This window comes from Guyparkeria sp. (assembly GCF_041687595.1).
Lineage (GTDB): Bacteria > Pseudomonadota > Gammaproteobacteria > Halothiobacillales > Halothiobacillaceae > Guyparkeria.
Map to the genome: position 1 here is coordinate 1 of NZ_JAWLBP010000053.1, position 13,345 is coordinate 13,345.

Below are 13,345 nucleotides of genomic sequence, written 5' to 3' on the forward strand. Positions count from 1 at the left end.
GCAGATCCTGGACGAGATCGAGCAGCTCAAGCAGCGAGTGCAGACCCTGCAGACCGACTTGGAGAAGGAGCGCGCACGAAACGACCAGTTGGCGGAAAAGCAGGAATCTGCCGAGCAGAAGGCGGCCGAAGCCCAGCAAGCGGCTGCGGCCCAGGAAGAGTCCGATGACGGCATCGACGTTGGCGGCGCGGTGCGATTCAACTACACGGTCAATGACGATGACCAGGCTAACAAGGACAGGGGCGGTGATCTGGCCTTTGATACGTTCCGGATCAACTTCGACGGCGATATCGGCGACGTGATTCTCTCTGCCGAATGGCGCTGGTATGAGTACATGTCCGTCATCCATCATGCCTGGGTGGGTTACGAGTTCACCGACGATCTGACGGCGCGTGCCGGTATCTTCCAGGTGCCTTTCGGTGTACTGCCGTACAACTCGCACAACTTCTACTTCTCCTCGCTGTACTACGTCGGTCTCGAGGACAACTACGACTTCGGCATCGGCACGACGTATACGCCGGGTGACTGGCGCTTCGATCTGGCGTTGCTGAAGAACGACGAGCGTGGCGGTAGTAGTCTTGAGTCGTATTCGGCCAATGTGGTCGGGTATAACTACCCGGACACGGATGCTATTGCTGCCGATGAGGGGGCGCAGAACACCCAAGCGGTCAATACGCTCGCGGCCCGGGCGGAATATGACTATGCCGTCACCGACAATCTCACCCTGAAGCCGGGCGCCTCCCTGAAGTACGGCCAGCTCGATGGCTCCACGGGCGACGGAGACGGCGATTACTACGCCGCGGCCGCCCACCTGGTCGCCGACTACGACCGCTGGAACGTGCAGCTGCAGTACACCGACTGGGAGTACGATCTCGACGACCCGACTGCCGACTTCATCAACTACGGTTACTACGCAGGGCTCTATACGGGACCGCTGTCAGCCAATGCCGTGACGGCCAACGTGGCCTACACGATGCCGGTCGAATGGGGACCGATTTCCTCGCTGTCGTTCTACAACGACTACAGCCTGATCTTCGACAAGAACAACGATTTCGAGGACACCTACATGAACGTCACCGGCATGGCCGTGTCGGCGGGGGGCCTTTATGCATACTTCGACATCATAAACGGTGAGAACCAGCCGTTTGTCGCCAACGGCATGACCTCCGACGGGGATGACAACACGATCTTCAACATCAACGTGGGTTATTACTTCTAACCCATTGTTCCCGTTTGTAAGATCGAACGAGGCGGGCCGAAGCCCGCCTTTTTTGTATGTACATGCCGCAAGGGCCCGGCGATCCCTTCTAGAATCGGCAGGGTGCCAGGTGAATAACGGGGAGGCCGTCATGGAAGCCGAAGTCAGGGAAATACGGGAGCACCTGAGTCGCTTTCCGCCGTTCGACCGGCTGGAGGAGGCATGGCTCGACCGTCTCGCGGCCGCGGTCGAAATCGCGTATTTCAGGGCGGGCACGCCGGTACAGGAATACGGCGAGCCGATCGACTCGCTGCGCTACGTGAGAAGCGGGGCCGTGGAGGTCTATCGCCACAACGGCGAACTCTATGATCGCCTGAGCGAAGGCGACATCCTCGGGCACACGGGGCTGTTGCACAACCGGCGTGTCCGCTTTCCGGCCAAGGCGATCGAGGACTCGCTTCTCTACCTGATCCCGGCCGATCTGTTCGACAGCCTCTGCGACGGAGACGATCACTTCGCCGACTTCGTGGAGCTGTCCGGTCCGCGGCTGCAGGCCACGGTTCAGCAGAACGAGCGCGAGAACGACATGATGGTCACGCGCGTGCGTCGGCTGCTCAGTCGCACGCCGGTGATGATCGAGGAAACGGCGACGGTGCATGAGGCGGCCCGGGCGATGACCGATCATCTCGTCTCGTCGATCCTGCTTATCTCTCCGACAGACCCCGAAGACGACAAGGGCTTTGCCGGCGAGGAGCACGGCCACTGGCGCCTGACCGGCATCCTCACCGATCAGGACCTGCGCATGCGTGTGCTGGCATCGGGGCGATCGGGGGACACCCCTCTGGCAGAGATCAAGCATGATCGGCTGGTCACTATCCAGTCCGACGAGTCGGTCTACGAGGCAATGCTGGCCATGCTCCGCAACAACGTCCATCACCTGCCCGTGCTGCACCGGCGTCGGCCGGTAGGCGTAGTGCACCTATCGGACATCGTGCGTTACGAGACGCACAGCAGCCTCTATCTGGTGAGCAACATCTTCAACCAGGGTACCGTCAAGGGGCTGGCCCGGCTCATGCCGGACGTGCGCGCCGCGTTCGTGCGGCTGGTGGACGACGGCGCGACCTCGCAGATGATCGGCGAGGCGATGTCGAGCATCGGCCGCAGTCTTATCCGGCGGCTGATCGAGCTGGCCGAAGCCGAGATCGGGCCTGCCCCGGTTCCGTACTGCTTCATGGTCAACGGCTCCATGGCGCGAAACGAACAGAGCATCAGCACCGACCAGGACAACGCCCTGATTCTGGACGATACCTTTGTGCCCGAGGAACACGACGCCTGGTTTGCGGAACTGGCCCGACGGGTCAGTGACGGCCTGCATGCCTGTGGCTACCCGTACTGCAACGGCGGGATCATGGCTACCAACGACAAATGGCGCCAGCCGCTGTCGGTGTGGAAGCGTTACTTCGAGGAGTGGATCAGCGATCCCGATCCGGAACGATTGCTGCACAGCTCGATCTTCTTCGATCTCGACGCGGTGCACGGCGAGGAGCGATTCGTCGAGGGACTGCAGGACCTGATTGCCGAACGGGCCAGCACCAGCCCGTTGTTCCTCGCAGCGCTGGCGCGCAATGCCCTGAGTCGCACGCCGCCGCTGGGCTTCTTCCGCACATTCGTTATGGAGAAGGACGGCCGCCACAACAACTCGATCAATCTCAAGCGCCGCGGTACCGCCCCGATGGTGGACGTGATCCGCGTGCACGCCCTGGCCGTTGGCTCGCGTGCACAGAATTCGTTCGAACGACTCGACGACATCACCCGGGCAAACTCCCTGCCGGCAGGGCAGACTGACAAGCTGCGCTACGCACTGGAGTTCATCTCCATGGTGCGCATTCGCCACCAGGCCCATGATCTCAAGCATCATCACGATCCGGACAACAACATCGAGCCGGAAAACATCTCGGATGCCGAGCGTCACAACCTCAAGGACGCCTTTCAGGTATTGAGCAATGCCCAGAAATTCCTGCGCTTCCGCTATCCCACGCCGGCCCGAAAGCCCTCCTGACTCATGACTGAACGCATTAGTTGGAACACGTTCTTCGAGCGGCAGGCATCGGCCTGCCGGGATCCGGCGTTGCGGCGTTTCTATGCCGTGGGGCTCCCTGACGAGAAAACGCCGCTCGAGGATGTGTCCTTGATGGCCATGGATTTCGAGACAACGGGCATGGACCCGGACCGGCACGCCATCGTCAGCATCGGCCTGGTACCGTTCACGCTACGATCGATAGCACCGGCAGCGGGTCGTTACTGGGTATTGCGCCCGCCGCGCGACCTGAGTGAGGAATCCATCCAGTTCCACCGCATCACCCACGCCGAGGTGGCTGGCGCCCCGGATCTTGACGATATTCTCGACGACCTGCTCGCTGCCCTCGAGGGTCATCTCGTCGTCGTGCACTATCGGCATATCGAACGGCCTTTCCTCGATGCGGCTGTGCTCGATCGGCGCGGTGAGCGCTGTCTCTTCCCCTTGATCGACACGATGGAACTGGAGGCGCGCCACACCCGCCCGACCGGATGGCAGCGGCTTGCGCGCATGCTGGGCCGGCGACCGCCGTCCATCCGCTTGGCCGAGAGCCGGGCGCGTTACGGACTACCGCCGTATTCCTCGCATCATGCCAAGTTGGACGCGCTGGCTACCGCGGAGCTGTTCCAGGCACAGATCGCGCATCACCATTCCCCGCATACGCCGGTAGGACGGCTCTGGCTTTGAGCGAGGATCCCTGAGCCGGGAGATGAAAATCCGATGGAGAAAAAAGAAAGGCGGCCAAAGGGCCGCCTTTCTGTCGTTATCTCGTCGAGCCGGTGAGAGGTCAGGTACCGCGCGGCTCGCTCATCAGCCCCTTCACGATGGCATAGCAGCCGACCAACAGCACGATGGTGAAGGGTAGGCCCATCGCCACTGCAGCCGATTGCAGGGCAGCCAGACCGCCGCCGACCAGCAGGGCGATGGCGATCGCACCCTCGATAACGCCCCAGAAGACACGCTGAGGTTTCGGCGCGTCGATCTTGCCGCCGGCGGTGATGGTGTCGATCACCAGCGAGCCGGAGTCGGACGAGGTGATGAAGAACACGATTACGAGGACGATGCCGACGAAGGACGTGATTTCCGCCAGCGGCATCTGGCCGAGCACCTCGAACAGCTGGACGGGCAGGTCGGCGTCCTTCGCGCCCTCGAAGCCTTGCTGCAACTGGTGGATCGCCGTGGTGCCGAAGGCGGTCATCCAGAACACCGACACGGTGGAAGGGATCAGCAGCACGGCGGTAAGGAACTCGCGTACCGAGCGCCCGCGGGAGACCCGGGCGATGAACATGCCGACGAACGGCGACCAGCTGATCCACCAGGCCCAGTAGAACGTCGTCCAGCCCTGGCTGAAGTTGGCGTCCTCCCGGGCGAACGGGTTGGACAGGAACGGCAGCTCGGCGATGTACGAGCCGAGGTTCTTCACGAAGCCGGTGGCGATCATCAGGGTCGGGCCGACGAACACGACGAACATCAGCAGCAGGAAGGCCAGCACCAGGTTGATCTCGGACAGTCGCTTCACGCCCTTGTCGACACCGGCGACGATCGAGACCACCGCAACCGCGGTGATGCCGGCGATCAGCAGCACCAGCGTGGTGTCACCCCCGGGAATGCCGAACAGGTGCTCCAGCCCGGCGGCGGCCTGTTGCGCCCCGATACCCAGCGAGGTGGCCAGACCGAACAGGGTGGCGAACACCGCCAGGATATCGATGATGTGGCCCGGCCAGCCCCAGATGCGCTCGCCCAGCAGCGGATAGAACATCGAGCGGACCGTCAGCGGCAGGCCCTTGTTGTAGGAGAAGATCGCCAGCGACAGCGCCACGATCGCGTAGATCGCCCAGGGGTGCAGACCCCAGTGGAAGATGGTCGCGGCCATGCCCAGGCTCAGGGCGGCGCCCTCGTCACCGGCGGCGGCCCCCAGCGGTGCCCAGTCTGAGCGCACGCCGTTTTCTCCCATGGTGGTCCCCGCAAGCGAGGTGCCGTAGTGGGTCAGTGGCTCGGAAACGCCGTAGAACATCAGCCCCACGCCCATGCCGGCGGCGAACAGCATGGCGAACCAAGAGAGGTAGCCGAAGTCGGGCGTGGCTTTCGCCCCGCCGATGCGGACCTTGCCCAGGGGCGAGACGATCAGCACCAGACACAACACGACGAAGATGTTGGCCGCACCGATCAGGAACCAGCTCAGGTTGTTGTTGATCCAGTCCTTCGCCGCGCCGAACCAGTCGGTGGACTGTTCCGGCAGGGCGAGCGAGAGGATCACGAAGGCCAGGATCACCAGGGAGGAGACGGTGAACACCGCCCCGTGGATATCCACGTTCACGCCCATGGGCGCGGCCTGGTAGTTGTCCTGGCCGATCTTGTAGTCGGTGTCGATCAGGTTGGACGGGCCCTCGGGCGCCGGAATCCCGACCGACTCCGTGTTCGTATCCGGGGAGTTTTCTGGCTTGTTGTCCACGATGTGCTCTCCGTAGTGTTTTTTATGATTTCGTTGCCGCGTCGGACGTGTTGTCCGCCAGGCTCAGGGCCGGACCAGGAAGACAGACACGTCGGTATGCGCGGCGACTTTGCTGCCATTGGCCGGCATGATCGCGTCGATGTGGTGGGGCAGGTGCGTTCCCATGACGACGAGGTCCGCGCCGATCTCGTCGACCGCCCGCACGAGAAAGTCGTCCAGGTCGACGGCCGGATCATGGCTGTTGTAGACGCGTGCGTCAGGCTCCTGTCCATTGTCTGGCGCGTGCTCGTGGGCAAACTTCAGGAGTTTCATCTGATACTCCTCAGGGGTGCGTGCCACAGAGCTGGGTTGCGACGTGGTCACGCCGACGTAGCAAAGGGCGGCGCCGTAGTGCTTGGCCATGTCGGCCGCGACGTTCAGCGGTTTTTCCAGCGCTCCGAGATGCGCGAGGTCCACCGGCACCATGATTTTCTTGAACATGCAGTTGGCTCCTCTTGCGGTTGCATGATGGTGTCTGGCCGGGTTTCTCGATCTCAAGTGATCTTCAGGAAGATCCCTCAAGTCCGTTCGAGTATAGGCACCGAAATCCCGGATTGTTCAAGGGATAGCCCGGGATCATGTGCCTTGTCACCATAACGTCGCTGTCAACCATGGGCACCATCGCCCTGACCCGATCCGTCGGGCTGTCATCGGATCAGCCCGTGGTCGTCAGGCGCCAGAGTGCCTGCCCACTGGCCGCGTACTTGCGTTCGAAGAGCGTCAGTGGCTCCGGACCGGGATCCAGGGGGAAGAGCCGAGTGGCGCGGCCATGAAATTCCAGGGCAATGGCCAGTTCTTCGAGGTACACGCGCCAGTTGCTGCGAGCCTCGATGCGTCCGCCGAGGGCGACGAAGGTCGGGAAGACCGGATGCGCGTGAAATCGCCGCTTGAGATGTCGGGGCTTGGGTTCCGGGTTCGGGTAGAGGAGATAGTGGTGTGCAGGCTGCCAACCGGCCGCATGCGCCAGTCGCCAGAAGTCGACCAGGTCGGCCCGGACGAGCAGGCAGTTGCTCGGCGTGGAAGTACGTCGGCGGGAGAGCCGGTCGGCGGAACGATCGATTCCGATCACAAGATGGTCGGGATGGCGAGCGGCCAGGAGGCGGCTGCTGTCGCCGGTACCGCAACCGGAATCCAGGATCAGCGGCCGTCCGTCTTGTTCGACCTGGTTGGCGACGGCCAAGAAGGCCTGTCGGTTGTAGTCGGCGATCGGCTTGACGAACCGGCTCGCCGCATGTCGGGCGACCACCGCTTCGAGTGCCTCGTGTGGCGCGGTTTGCGTGGAACGAACGGGCCGGGAGCGACCTTCCGATTCGTTGCGCTCGCTCGGGCCGGAGGCAGGGAGAGGATGGCGGCTCATCGGCCTGCCACGACAGGAATGGTCATCATGGTGGGAATGCTTCGGCTCACGGCTCGTTCGAGTGCTCGTTTGCCTTGCTGGTCGCCGCGGGCGGGCGCCGTACCCTGTCGCTAAGCAGGATACCGGCCCATCGGGTCTGGGGACTGGAGTCGAGGGCGAGCTTGGCGATCATCGTGAGCGGCACGGCCAGCAGCATGCCGATCGGCCCGAAAACCCAGCCCCATACCAGCAGCGAGATGAGCACGATCACCGGCGAGAGCCCCAATGACCGCCCGAGAAGCCGGGGTTCGAGGATACTGCCGATGCTGACGTTCACGACCAGGTAGAGCGCGATGACCATCAGAACCTCCACCGGTTCGGCGCTGACAATGGCGACCAGCAGGGCGGGAATGGCGGCGATGAACGAACCGATCGTGGGAATGAAGTTCAGCAGGCCGGCCACGATGCCCCAGAGGATGGCGAAATCGATGCCCAGTAGGCTCAGGCCGACACCCACAAGAATTCCGGTCAATAGACTGGCTCCCGTCTTGATCAGCAGGTAGTGGAAGACCGAGCGGAGGAAGCGTCGAGTGCGCACTCGTGCCCGGCGACGTCCCGGGAAGGCGGCGGCGAGTTTTTCGGCCAGGGTGCGTTCCTCGAGCAGCAGGAACATGAACGCCAGCAGGACCAGAAGGGTATGCGCAGTCAACTGGCCCAGACCGGTGGCGATACCGGTCGCCATACCCGTGACGGTGCTGGCCTGGGGCAGGGGGATGGTGTCCGGCAGCAGTTCCGGTGGGGCGCCGCGGACCTCGAGTTGGTTTCGCAGGTGATCGATCCAGCCGGCGAGCTTGGCCTGGTACTGGGGTGCCTGCACGGCCAGGCTTTCCGCCGCGCCCTGAAGGGCCAGGAACAGCAGGAAGAAGGCGAATCCGACCAGCGAGAACAGCAGCAGAATCGACAGGATGCTCGGCACGCCACGTTGGTGCATCCACGCGAGCACCGGTGCGCTGATGATTGCCAGGAACGCTGCCAGCAGGAAGGGCGTGACGATGTGGCTGACGGTCTTCAGGCCGGCGAGCAGGATGAACACCGCCGCGGCCCCGACTAGCCAGACGACCGCTCCTGGTCGCTGGGTTCCGTCACGCGATGTCGGGATGTTTCCGTAGTTCATCGGCGTCTCAGGTTTCCGCGGTAATGCCGTACTGTCGCAGTAACGGATCGATGCTCGGTTCCCGCCCGCGGAAGGCCTTGAACAACGACATCGGATCGTCGCTGCCGCCTCGCTCGAGAATATGCACCAGGAAGTCGGCACCGGTGCGCTCGTTGAATACGCCGTCTTCCTCGAAGCGGGAGTAGGCGTCCGCCGACAGGACTTCGGCCCACTTGTAGCTGTAGTAGCCCGCGGCGTATCCACCGGCGAAGATATGGGCGAACCCGTGCTGGAAGCGATTGTATTCCGGTGGCTGGATCACGGCTACTTGGCGACGGACCTCGTCCAGCGTGTCCTGGACCCTCGCACCCGTTTCGGGATCGTATTCCTGGTGCAGGATCAGGTCGAACAGCGAGAACTCGAGCTGTCGCACCATCTGCATGCCCGACTGGAATTGCCGTGCGGCACGCATGTTCTCGAAGAGCGTGTCGGGTAGCGGCTCGCCTGTCTCGTGATGTCGCGCGAAAAGGTCGAGCGCATCACGTTCCCAGCACCAGTTCTCCAGGAACTGGCTGGGCAGTTCCACGGCGTCCCATGCCACGCCCTGGATGCCGGCCACCCCGGCGGTTTCAATCCGGGTCAGCAGATGGTGCAGCCCGTGGCCGAACTCGTGGAACAGGGTGGTGACCTCGTCGTGGGTCAGCAGGGCCGGCTCATCGCCGACCGGCGGGCTGAAGTTGCAGGTCAAAAAGGCGGCCGGGACCTGCAGGCTGCCGTCTTCGCATCGGCGGCGCTGGATACAGTCGGCCATCCACGCGCCGCCGCGCTTGTGCTTGCGGGCGTAAAGATCGAGATAGAAGCGCCCGCGCAGTTCTCCCTCGCGGTCGTGGATCTCGAAGAACCGCACGTCCGGGTGCCAGACCGGGACCCCTTCTCGCTCGGTGACGCGGATGCCGAACAGCCGCCTGACCACCCGGAAAAGGCCCTCGACCACCCGATCGGCCGGGAAGTAGGGCTTGAGCTGTTCCTGGGTGATGGAAAAGCGCACCTCGCGGAGTTGTTCGCTGTAGAAAGGGACATCCCAGGGTGCCAGCGCGTCCGGGCCGCCGGCATCCCGAGCGAACTCGGCGAGTTCACGTATCTCCTCCCGGGCGCGGGGCAGGGCCTGTTCGGCCAGCTGCTCGAGGAACTCCAGTACCGCCTCGGGGCTGTCGGCCATCTTGGTGGCCAGCGAGCGTTCGGCGTAATTGGCGAATCCCAGCATCCCGGCAATTTCATGGCGAATGGCCAAGATGCGCTCCATGACCGGGCTGTTGTCCCAGCGCCCACCGTGCGGTCCCACGTCCGAGGCTCGGGTGATGAAGGCGTGGTAGACGGTCTCTCGCAGACTGCGATCCTCGGCGTGGGTCATCACGGCAATGAAACTGGGAAAGTCCAGCGTGATTCGCCAGCCCGACTCGCCCTCCGCCTCGGCCGCCTGGCGGAACATCGCCCGGCTCGACGCGGGAATGCCGGCCAATCGGGCCTCCTCCGTGAGCGTGAGGGACCAGGCATTCGTGGCGTCGAGCAGGTTGTTGGCGAAGGTGGTCGTCAGCCGCGACAGCTCGCTTTTCAGTGCCTTGAAGCGGGCCTTCTCCTTCTCGGGCAGAGCCACGCCGGAAAGGCGGAAATCACGCAAGGTGTTGTCTATAACCTTTTGCCTTTCCATGGAAAGGTGCTCAAACCCGTCGCCCGAACGGATAGCCTCATAGGCGTGGTAGAGCTTCTCGTTCTGGCCCAGTTCGGTGGCGTAGTCGGAAAGCTTCGGCAGACAGGCCTCGTAGGCCTCGCGCAATTCGGGGGAGTTCACCACGGCGTTGAGATGGCTGACCGGGGCCCAGGTCCGATCGAGACGGTCGGCCATCTCGTCCATGGGAGCGGCGAAGTTCTCCCAGGTGAACGGCGCGCCCTGTTCAAGACGCCGGCGGATACGCTCGCGGTTGTCGGCCAGTACCTCGTCGATGGCGGGTTCGATGTGCTCGGGCCGGATGGAATCGAAACGGGGCAGGTCGGGCGTATCGAGAAGAGGGTTGGCCATCGGGTGCGGTCTCGCGTCGTGCAGTGGGCGTTGATTGAAGGGCCCAGATTAGCATTTCCGGCGCCACGGCCGGGATGTTCCACGGCATTGGCCGCTCAGATGATCTCGTCCTCGTCGAAGAGAGGATCGGCATCCAGGTGGGCGACGAGCGTGTCCAGCGTCTGTTCCGGCTCGGCGCGCGACGCCAGGCGGGCGACGTGGAACAGGGCGTCTCCCTCGTTGAGCACGGGGAGGTTGCTCCGCCCGATGATCAGTCCGGCCTCCGGGGTCGGCACCTCGATGTCCACCTGGCCGAAAGGGTCCGAGATGATGCCCAGGGTTTCCCCGGCCTCGACGGAGTCTCCGATGTTGCGAAACGTGCGCAGCAATCCGCCCACGGGGGCCCGCACCCAGTGGCTGCCGGTGCTGACCATGGGTTTGACGCGGCTTTCGCGGATACCCTTGGCAGGGATCATGCCCAGGGCGTGCATGACACGCAGGCAACCGGAGACCCCGACACGCACGCCGAACTCGTCGAAGCGGAGCGCTTCCCCCGCCTCGTAGAGGAGAAGGTCAACTCCCTGGTCCTTTGCCGCCTGACGCAGGGAGCCCTCCCGCAGCCCCGATTTGAGAATGATCGGCGCACCGAACGCCTGGGCCATCTGCAGCGCACGTTTCGTGGTCGAGGCGACACGCAGCTGCGGAAGGTTGCTCCGGTGTATCGCCGCCGAATGCAGGTCGATGCCGAAATCCGATCGGGCCACGACCTCTTCCATGAACAGGTGGGCGAGCCGCGCGGCGAGTGAACCTTTGGGGCCACCGGGGAACGACCGGTTGAGATCACGTCGGTCGGGCAGGTAACGCGACTGGTTCATGAAGCCGAAGGCGTTGACGATCGGCACGGCGAGCAAGGTGCCCCGCAGGCTCTCGAGATTGCGGGCGCGCAATAGCCGGCGCACGACCTCCACCCCGATTACCTCGTCGCCGTGGACCGCCGCGCTGACGAACATCACCGGACCGGGCCGGCGTCCGTGAACCACGTGGACCGACATCGTTACGGGCGTGTGGTCGGAGAGAATGCTGACGGGCAGGTCGACGATCTGGCGCTCTCCGGCGGCTATCTCCTGATCTCCGATGTGAAACGGTGTGCGCATCAGCCCTTGCCTCGCGTCCGGGTAGCGTTGGGCCGGGCCTTCTTCTCCAGGAAAGTGATGATCTTGCCGGCGATGTCGATGCCGGTAGCCTTCTCAACGCCCTCCAGGCCCGGCGAGGAATTGACCTCCATGACCACCGGGCCGTGATTGGACCGGAGCATGTCCACGCCGCAGACGTTGAGCCCCATCACCTTGGCCGCCCGAACGGCGGTGGAACGCTCTTCCGGCGTGATGCGGATCGCCTGGGCACTGCCGCCGCGGTGCAGGTTGGAGCGGAATTCACCTTCCGCGCCCTTGCGCTGCATGGTGGCCACGACCTTGCCGTCAATGACCAGTGCACGGATGTCGGTGCCGCCGGCTTCCTTGATGAACTCCTGGACAAGGATGTTCACCCCGGCGCCACGGAAGGCTTCAATCACCGACTTGGCTGAGCGGTTAGTGTCCGCCAGGACCACGCCGATCCCCTGGGTGCCCTCCAGCAGCTTGATGACCACCGGTGTGCCGCCTGCCAGTTGGATGACCTCCTCGGTCTGCTTGGGGTCATGGGCGAAGGTGGTCACGGGCAGGCTGACACCCGCCCGGGAGAGCAACTGCATGGATCGTAGCTTGTCGCGCGAGCGTTCGATAGCGACCGATTCGTTCAACGGAAAGACCCCCATCATCTCGAACTGGCGCAGGACCGCCAGGCCGTAAAAGGTCACCGAGGCCCCGATGCGCGGAATGACCGCGTCGAACAGAGGCAGTTTCTCGCCGTTGTAGTAGATCTCCGGACGACGCGTGGCGATGTTCATGTAACAGCGCAGGGTGTCGATGATCTCCAGCGTATGCCCCCGTTCTTCCGCGGCCTCGCGCAGCCGCTGATGGGAATAGAGATCGGCATTTCGGGCCAGCATCGCGAAATTCATGGAAGCTCCACCTCAAGCAGGCTTGCCCTGTCCGGTCGTGTCCGGCGGGGACAGGTTCAATGATGAAATCAGTTCGGCCTTCGGCGGGCCGATGAGATACGAGCGTCCGGGGTCGACCAGCAAGCCGTGGCGTCGTACTGCGGTCCGGCCGAGAATCAGGTCGAAGCCCATTTCCTTGCGGTCCGTCAGCGAGACGTCGATCCCCCAGTGCCGGTTCCCGAGCACCAGTATGGTGTGGATGACGATTCGCATCTGCGGAATGCCGCTGGTGTTCTTGATGGCGCGACGATCGACCACGCGGGCCGATACTGGTTCGCAGTCCTGGCCATGGTAGGGCGGGGTGAGAAACCGTACCCATCGATGGCCGTATCGCCAGAATTCCTCGACATCCTCGGCATGCAGCGCGGTCGTCCGCGCCCCGGTATCGATCTTGGCCTTGATGTGCCCGATGGCCAGTTCGGGCAGCGCGACGTCCTCTCGCCAGCCGATGACCTGATGCTTGCGTGGCCTGTGCGATCCCGGCGCCATCCGGCGTCCCTCCCGTCAGGATGAAAATTCTCGCTCGCGTGTCCAGAAACCATAGACGCTCGGGGCGGGACATGGGAGAAGACCGGGGCCATGATCCCCGTTCGGGTCCGTTCTCGCGGTCGTCAGGCGGGTGGGGTGGGGCACAACGAAAAACCCCTGACTCGACGGCTGTCTGAGTCAGGGGTTTGCCTGTCTGGTTGCGGGAGCAGGATTCGAACCTGCGACCTTCGGGTTATGAGCCCGACGAGCTACCGAACTGCTCCATCCCGCGTCTGTTGTTGGAGCGCATTCTACGCAGACCCGGCCCCCTGTCAAGGGGTGGCCTGCCCGACAATGCAAAAAACCCCGGCCGGGGCCGGGGTTTTCTCGATCTGGTTGCGGGAGCAGGATTCGAACCTGCGACCTTCGGGTTATGAGCCCGACGAGCTACCGGACTGCTCCATCCCG

At 63.6% G+C, this 13,345-nt stretch carries 11 protein-coding genes and 1 tRNA gene; 3 read left to right on the forward strand and 9 right to left on the reverse strand.

Translation table 11 applies throughout. The features are described 5' to 3' along the window. From ACESL5_RS08285 to ACESL5_RS08295, 3 genes are all read left to right on the forward strand, one after another. Positions 1–1,219 (forward strand): carbohydrate porin (locus ACESL5_RS08285; RefSeq protein ID WP_372592312.1); only part of this gene is annotated, 1,219 nt, incomplete at its 5' end. A gap of 130 nt (positions 1,220–1,349) precedes the next feature. Further along, the gene (locus tag ACESL5_RS08290) at positions 1,350–3,257 is read left to right on the forward strand and encodes a DUF294 nucleotidyltransferase-like domain-containing protein (protein ID WP_372592313.1); all 1,908 of its coding nucleotides are present in this window, start codon (positions 1,350–1,352) and stop codon (positions 3,255–3,257) included. Positions 3,258–3,260: 3 nt separating this feature from the next. Next, positions 3,261–3,962 carry a 3'-5' exonuclease gene (locus ACESL5_RS08295; RefSeq protein WP_372592314.1) on the forward strand — a complete coding sequence of 234 codons (702 nt, stop codon included), beginning with the start codon at positions 3,261–3,263 and terminating at the stop codon, positions 3,960–3,962. Between the two features lie 100 nt (positions 3,963–4,062). Here ACESL5_RS08295 and ACESL5_RS08300 read toward each other — a convergent pair whose 3' ends face one another. The 9 genes from ACESL5_RS08300 to ACESL5_RS08340 form a co-directional block, all read right to left on the reverse strand. Further along, a complete protein-coding gene (locus ACESL5_RS08300; RefSeq protein WP_372592315.1) occupies positions 4,063–5,727 on the reverse strand; it encodes a BCCT family transporter in 1,665 nt (554 codons plus the stop codon). A 63-nt stretch (positions 5,728–5,790) separates the two neighbouring features. After that, positions 5,791–6,207: a universal stress protein gene (locus ACESL5_RS08305; protein WP_372592316.1), complete on the reverse strand. Its 417-nt coding sequence runs from the start codon at positions 6,205–6,207 to the stop codon at positions 5,791–5,793. 214 nt (positions 6,208–6,421) lie between these two features. Beyond that, a complete protein-coding gene (gene trmB, locus ACESL5_RS08310) occupies positions 6,422–7,123 on the reverse strand; it encodes a tRNA (guanine(46)-N(7))-methyltransferase TrmB (protein ID WP_372592317.1) in 702 nt (233 codons plus the stop codon). Between the two features lie 46 nt (positions 7,124–7,169). Then, the gene (locus ACESL5_RS08315) at positions 7,170–8,276 is read right to left on the reverse strand and encodes an AI-2E family transporter (protein ID WP_372592318.1); all 1,107 of its coding nucleotides are present in this window, start codon (positions 8,274–8,276) and stop codon (positions 7,170–7,172) included. Positions 8,277–8,283: 7 nt separating this feature from the next. Further along, complete coding sequence (gene prlC / locus ACESL5_RS08320; RefSeq protein WP_372592319.1) at positions 8,284–10,332, reverse strand: oligopeptidase A; 2,049 nt, start codon at positions 10,330–10,332, stop codon at positions 8,284–8,286. Positions 10,333–10,427: 95 nt separating this feature from the next. Next, positions 10,428–11,465, reverse strand: a complete 1,038-nt coding sequence (locus tag ACESL5_RS08325) for a succinylglutamate desuccinylase/aspartoacylase family protein (RefSeq protein WP_372592320.1) — start codon at positions 11,463–11,465, stop codon at positions 10,428–10,430. Beyond that, complete coding sequence (rimK, locus tag ACESL5_RS08330; protein WP_372592321.1) at positions 11,465–12,370, reverse strand: 30S ribosomal protein S6--L-glutamate ligase; 906 nt, start codon at positions 12,368–12,370, stop codon at positions 11,465–11,467. The genes ACESL5_RS08325 and rimK overlap by 1 nt, the downstream gene beginning before the upstream one ends. 12 nt (positions 12,371–12,382) lie before the next feature. Further along, complete coding sequence (locus ACESL5_RS08335) at positions 12,383–12,898, reverse strand: ATP-dependent zinc protease (RefSeq protein ID WP_372592322.1); 516 nt, start codon at positions 12,896–12,898, stop codon at positions 12,383–12,385. Positions 12,899–13,092: 194 nt separating this feature from the next. Continuing rightward, a tRNA-Met gene (locus ACESL5_RS08340) sits at positions 13,093–13,169 on the reverse strand. Positions 13,170–13,345: the final 176 nt, after the last annotated feature.

What these genes read in the sequence shown, in the direction of transcription:
- ACESL5_RS08290 (WP_372592313.1), top strand. Translation starts at nt 1,350, where the DNA reads ATGGAAGCCGAAGTCAGGGAAATACGGGAGCACCTGAGTCGCTTTCCG.
- ACESL5_RS08295 (WP_372592314.1), top strand. Translation starts at nt 3,261, where the DNA reads ATGACTGAACGCATTAGTTGGAACACGTTCTTCGAGCGGCAGGCATCG.
- ACESL5_RS08305 (WP_372592316.1), bottom strand. Translation starts at nt 6,207, where the DNA reads ATGTTCAAGAAAATCATGGTGCCGGTGGACCTCGCGCATCTCGGAGCG.
- trmB (WP_372592317.1), bottom strand. Translation starts at nt 7,123, where the DNA reads ATGAGCCGCCATCCTCTCCCTGCCTCCGGCCCGAGCGAGCGCAACGAA.
- ACESL5_RS08315 (WP_372592318.1), bottom strand. Translation starts at nt 8,276, where the DNA reads ATGAACTACGGAAACATCCCGACATCGCGTGACGGAACCCAGCGACCA.
- prlC (WP_372592319.1), bottom strand. Translation starts at nt 10,332, where the DNA reads ATGGCCAACCCTCTTCTCGATACGCCCGACCTGCCCCGTTTCGATTCC.
- ACESL5_RS08325 (WP_372592320.1), bottom strand. Translation starts at nt 11,465, where the DNA reads ATGCGCACACCGTTTCACATCGGAGATCAGGAGATAGCCGCCGGAGAG.
- rimK (WP_372592321.1), bottom strand. Translation starts at nt 12,370, where the DNA reads ATGAATTTCGCGATGCTGGCCCGAAATGCCGATCTCTATTCCCATCAG.
- ACESL5_RS08335 (WP_372592322.1), bottom strand. Translation starts at nt 12,898, where the DNA reads ATGGCGCCGGGATCGCACAGGCCACGCAAGCATCAGGTCATCGGCTGG.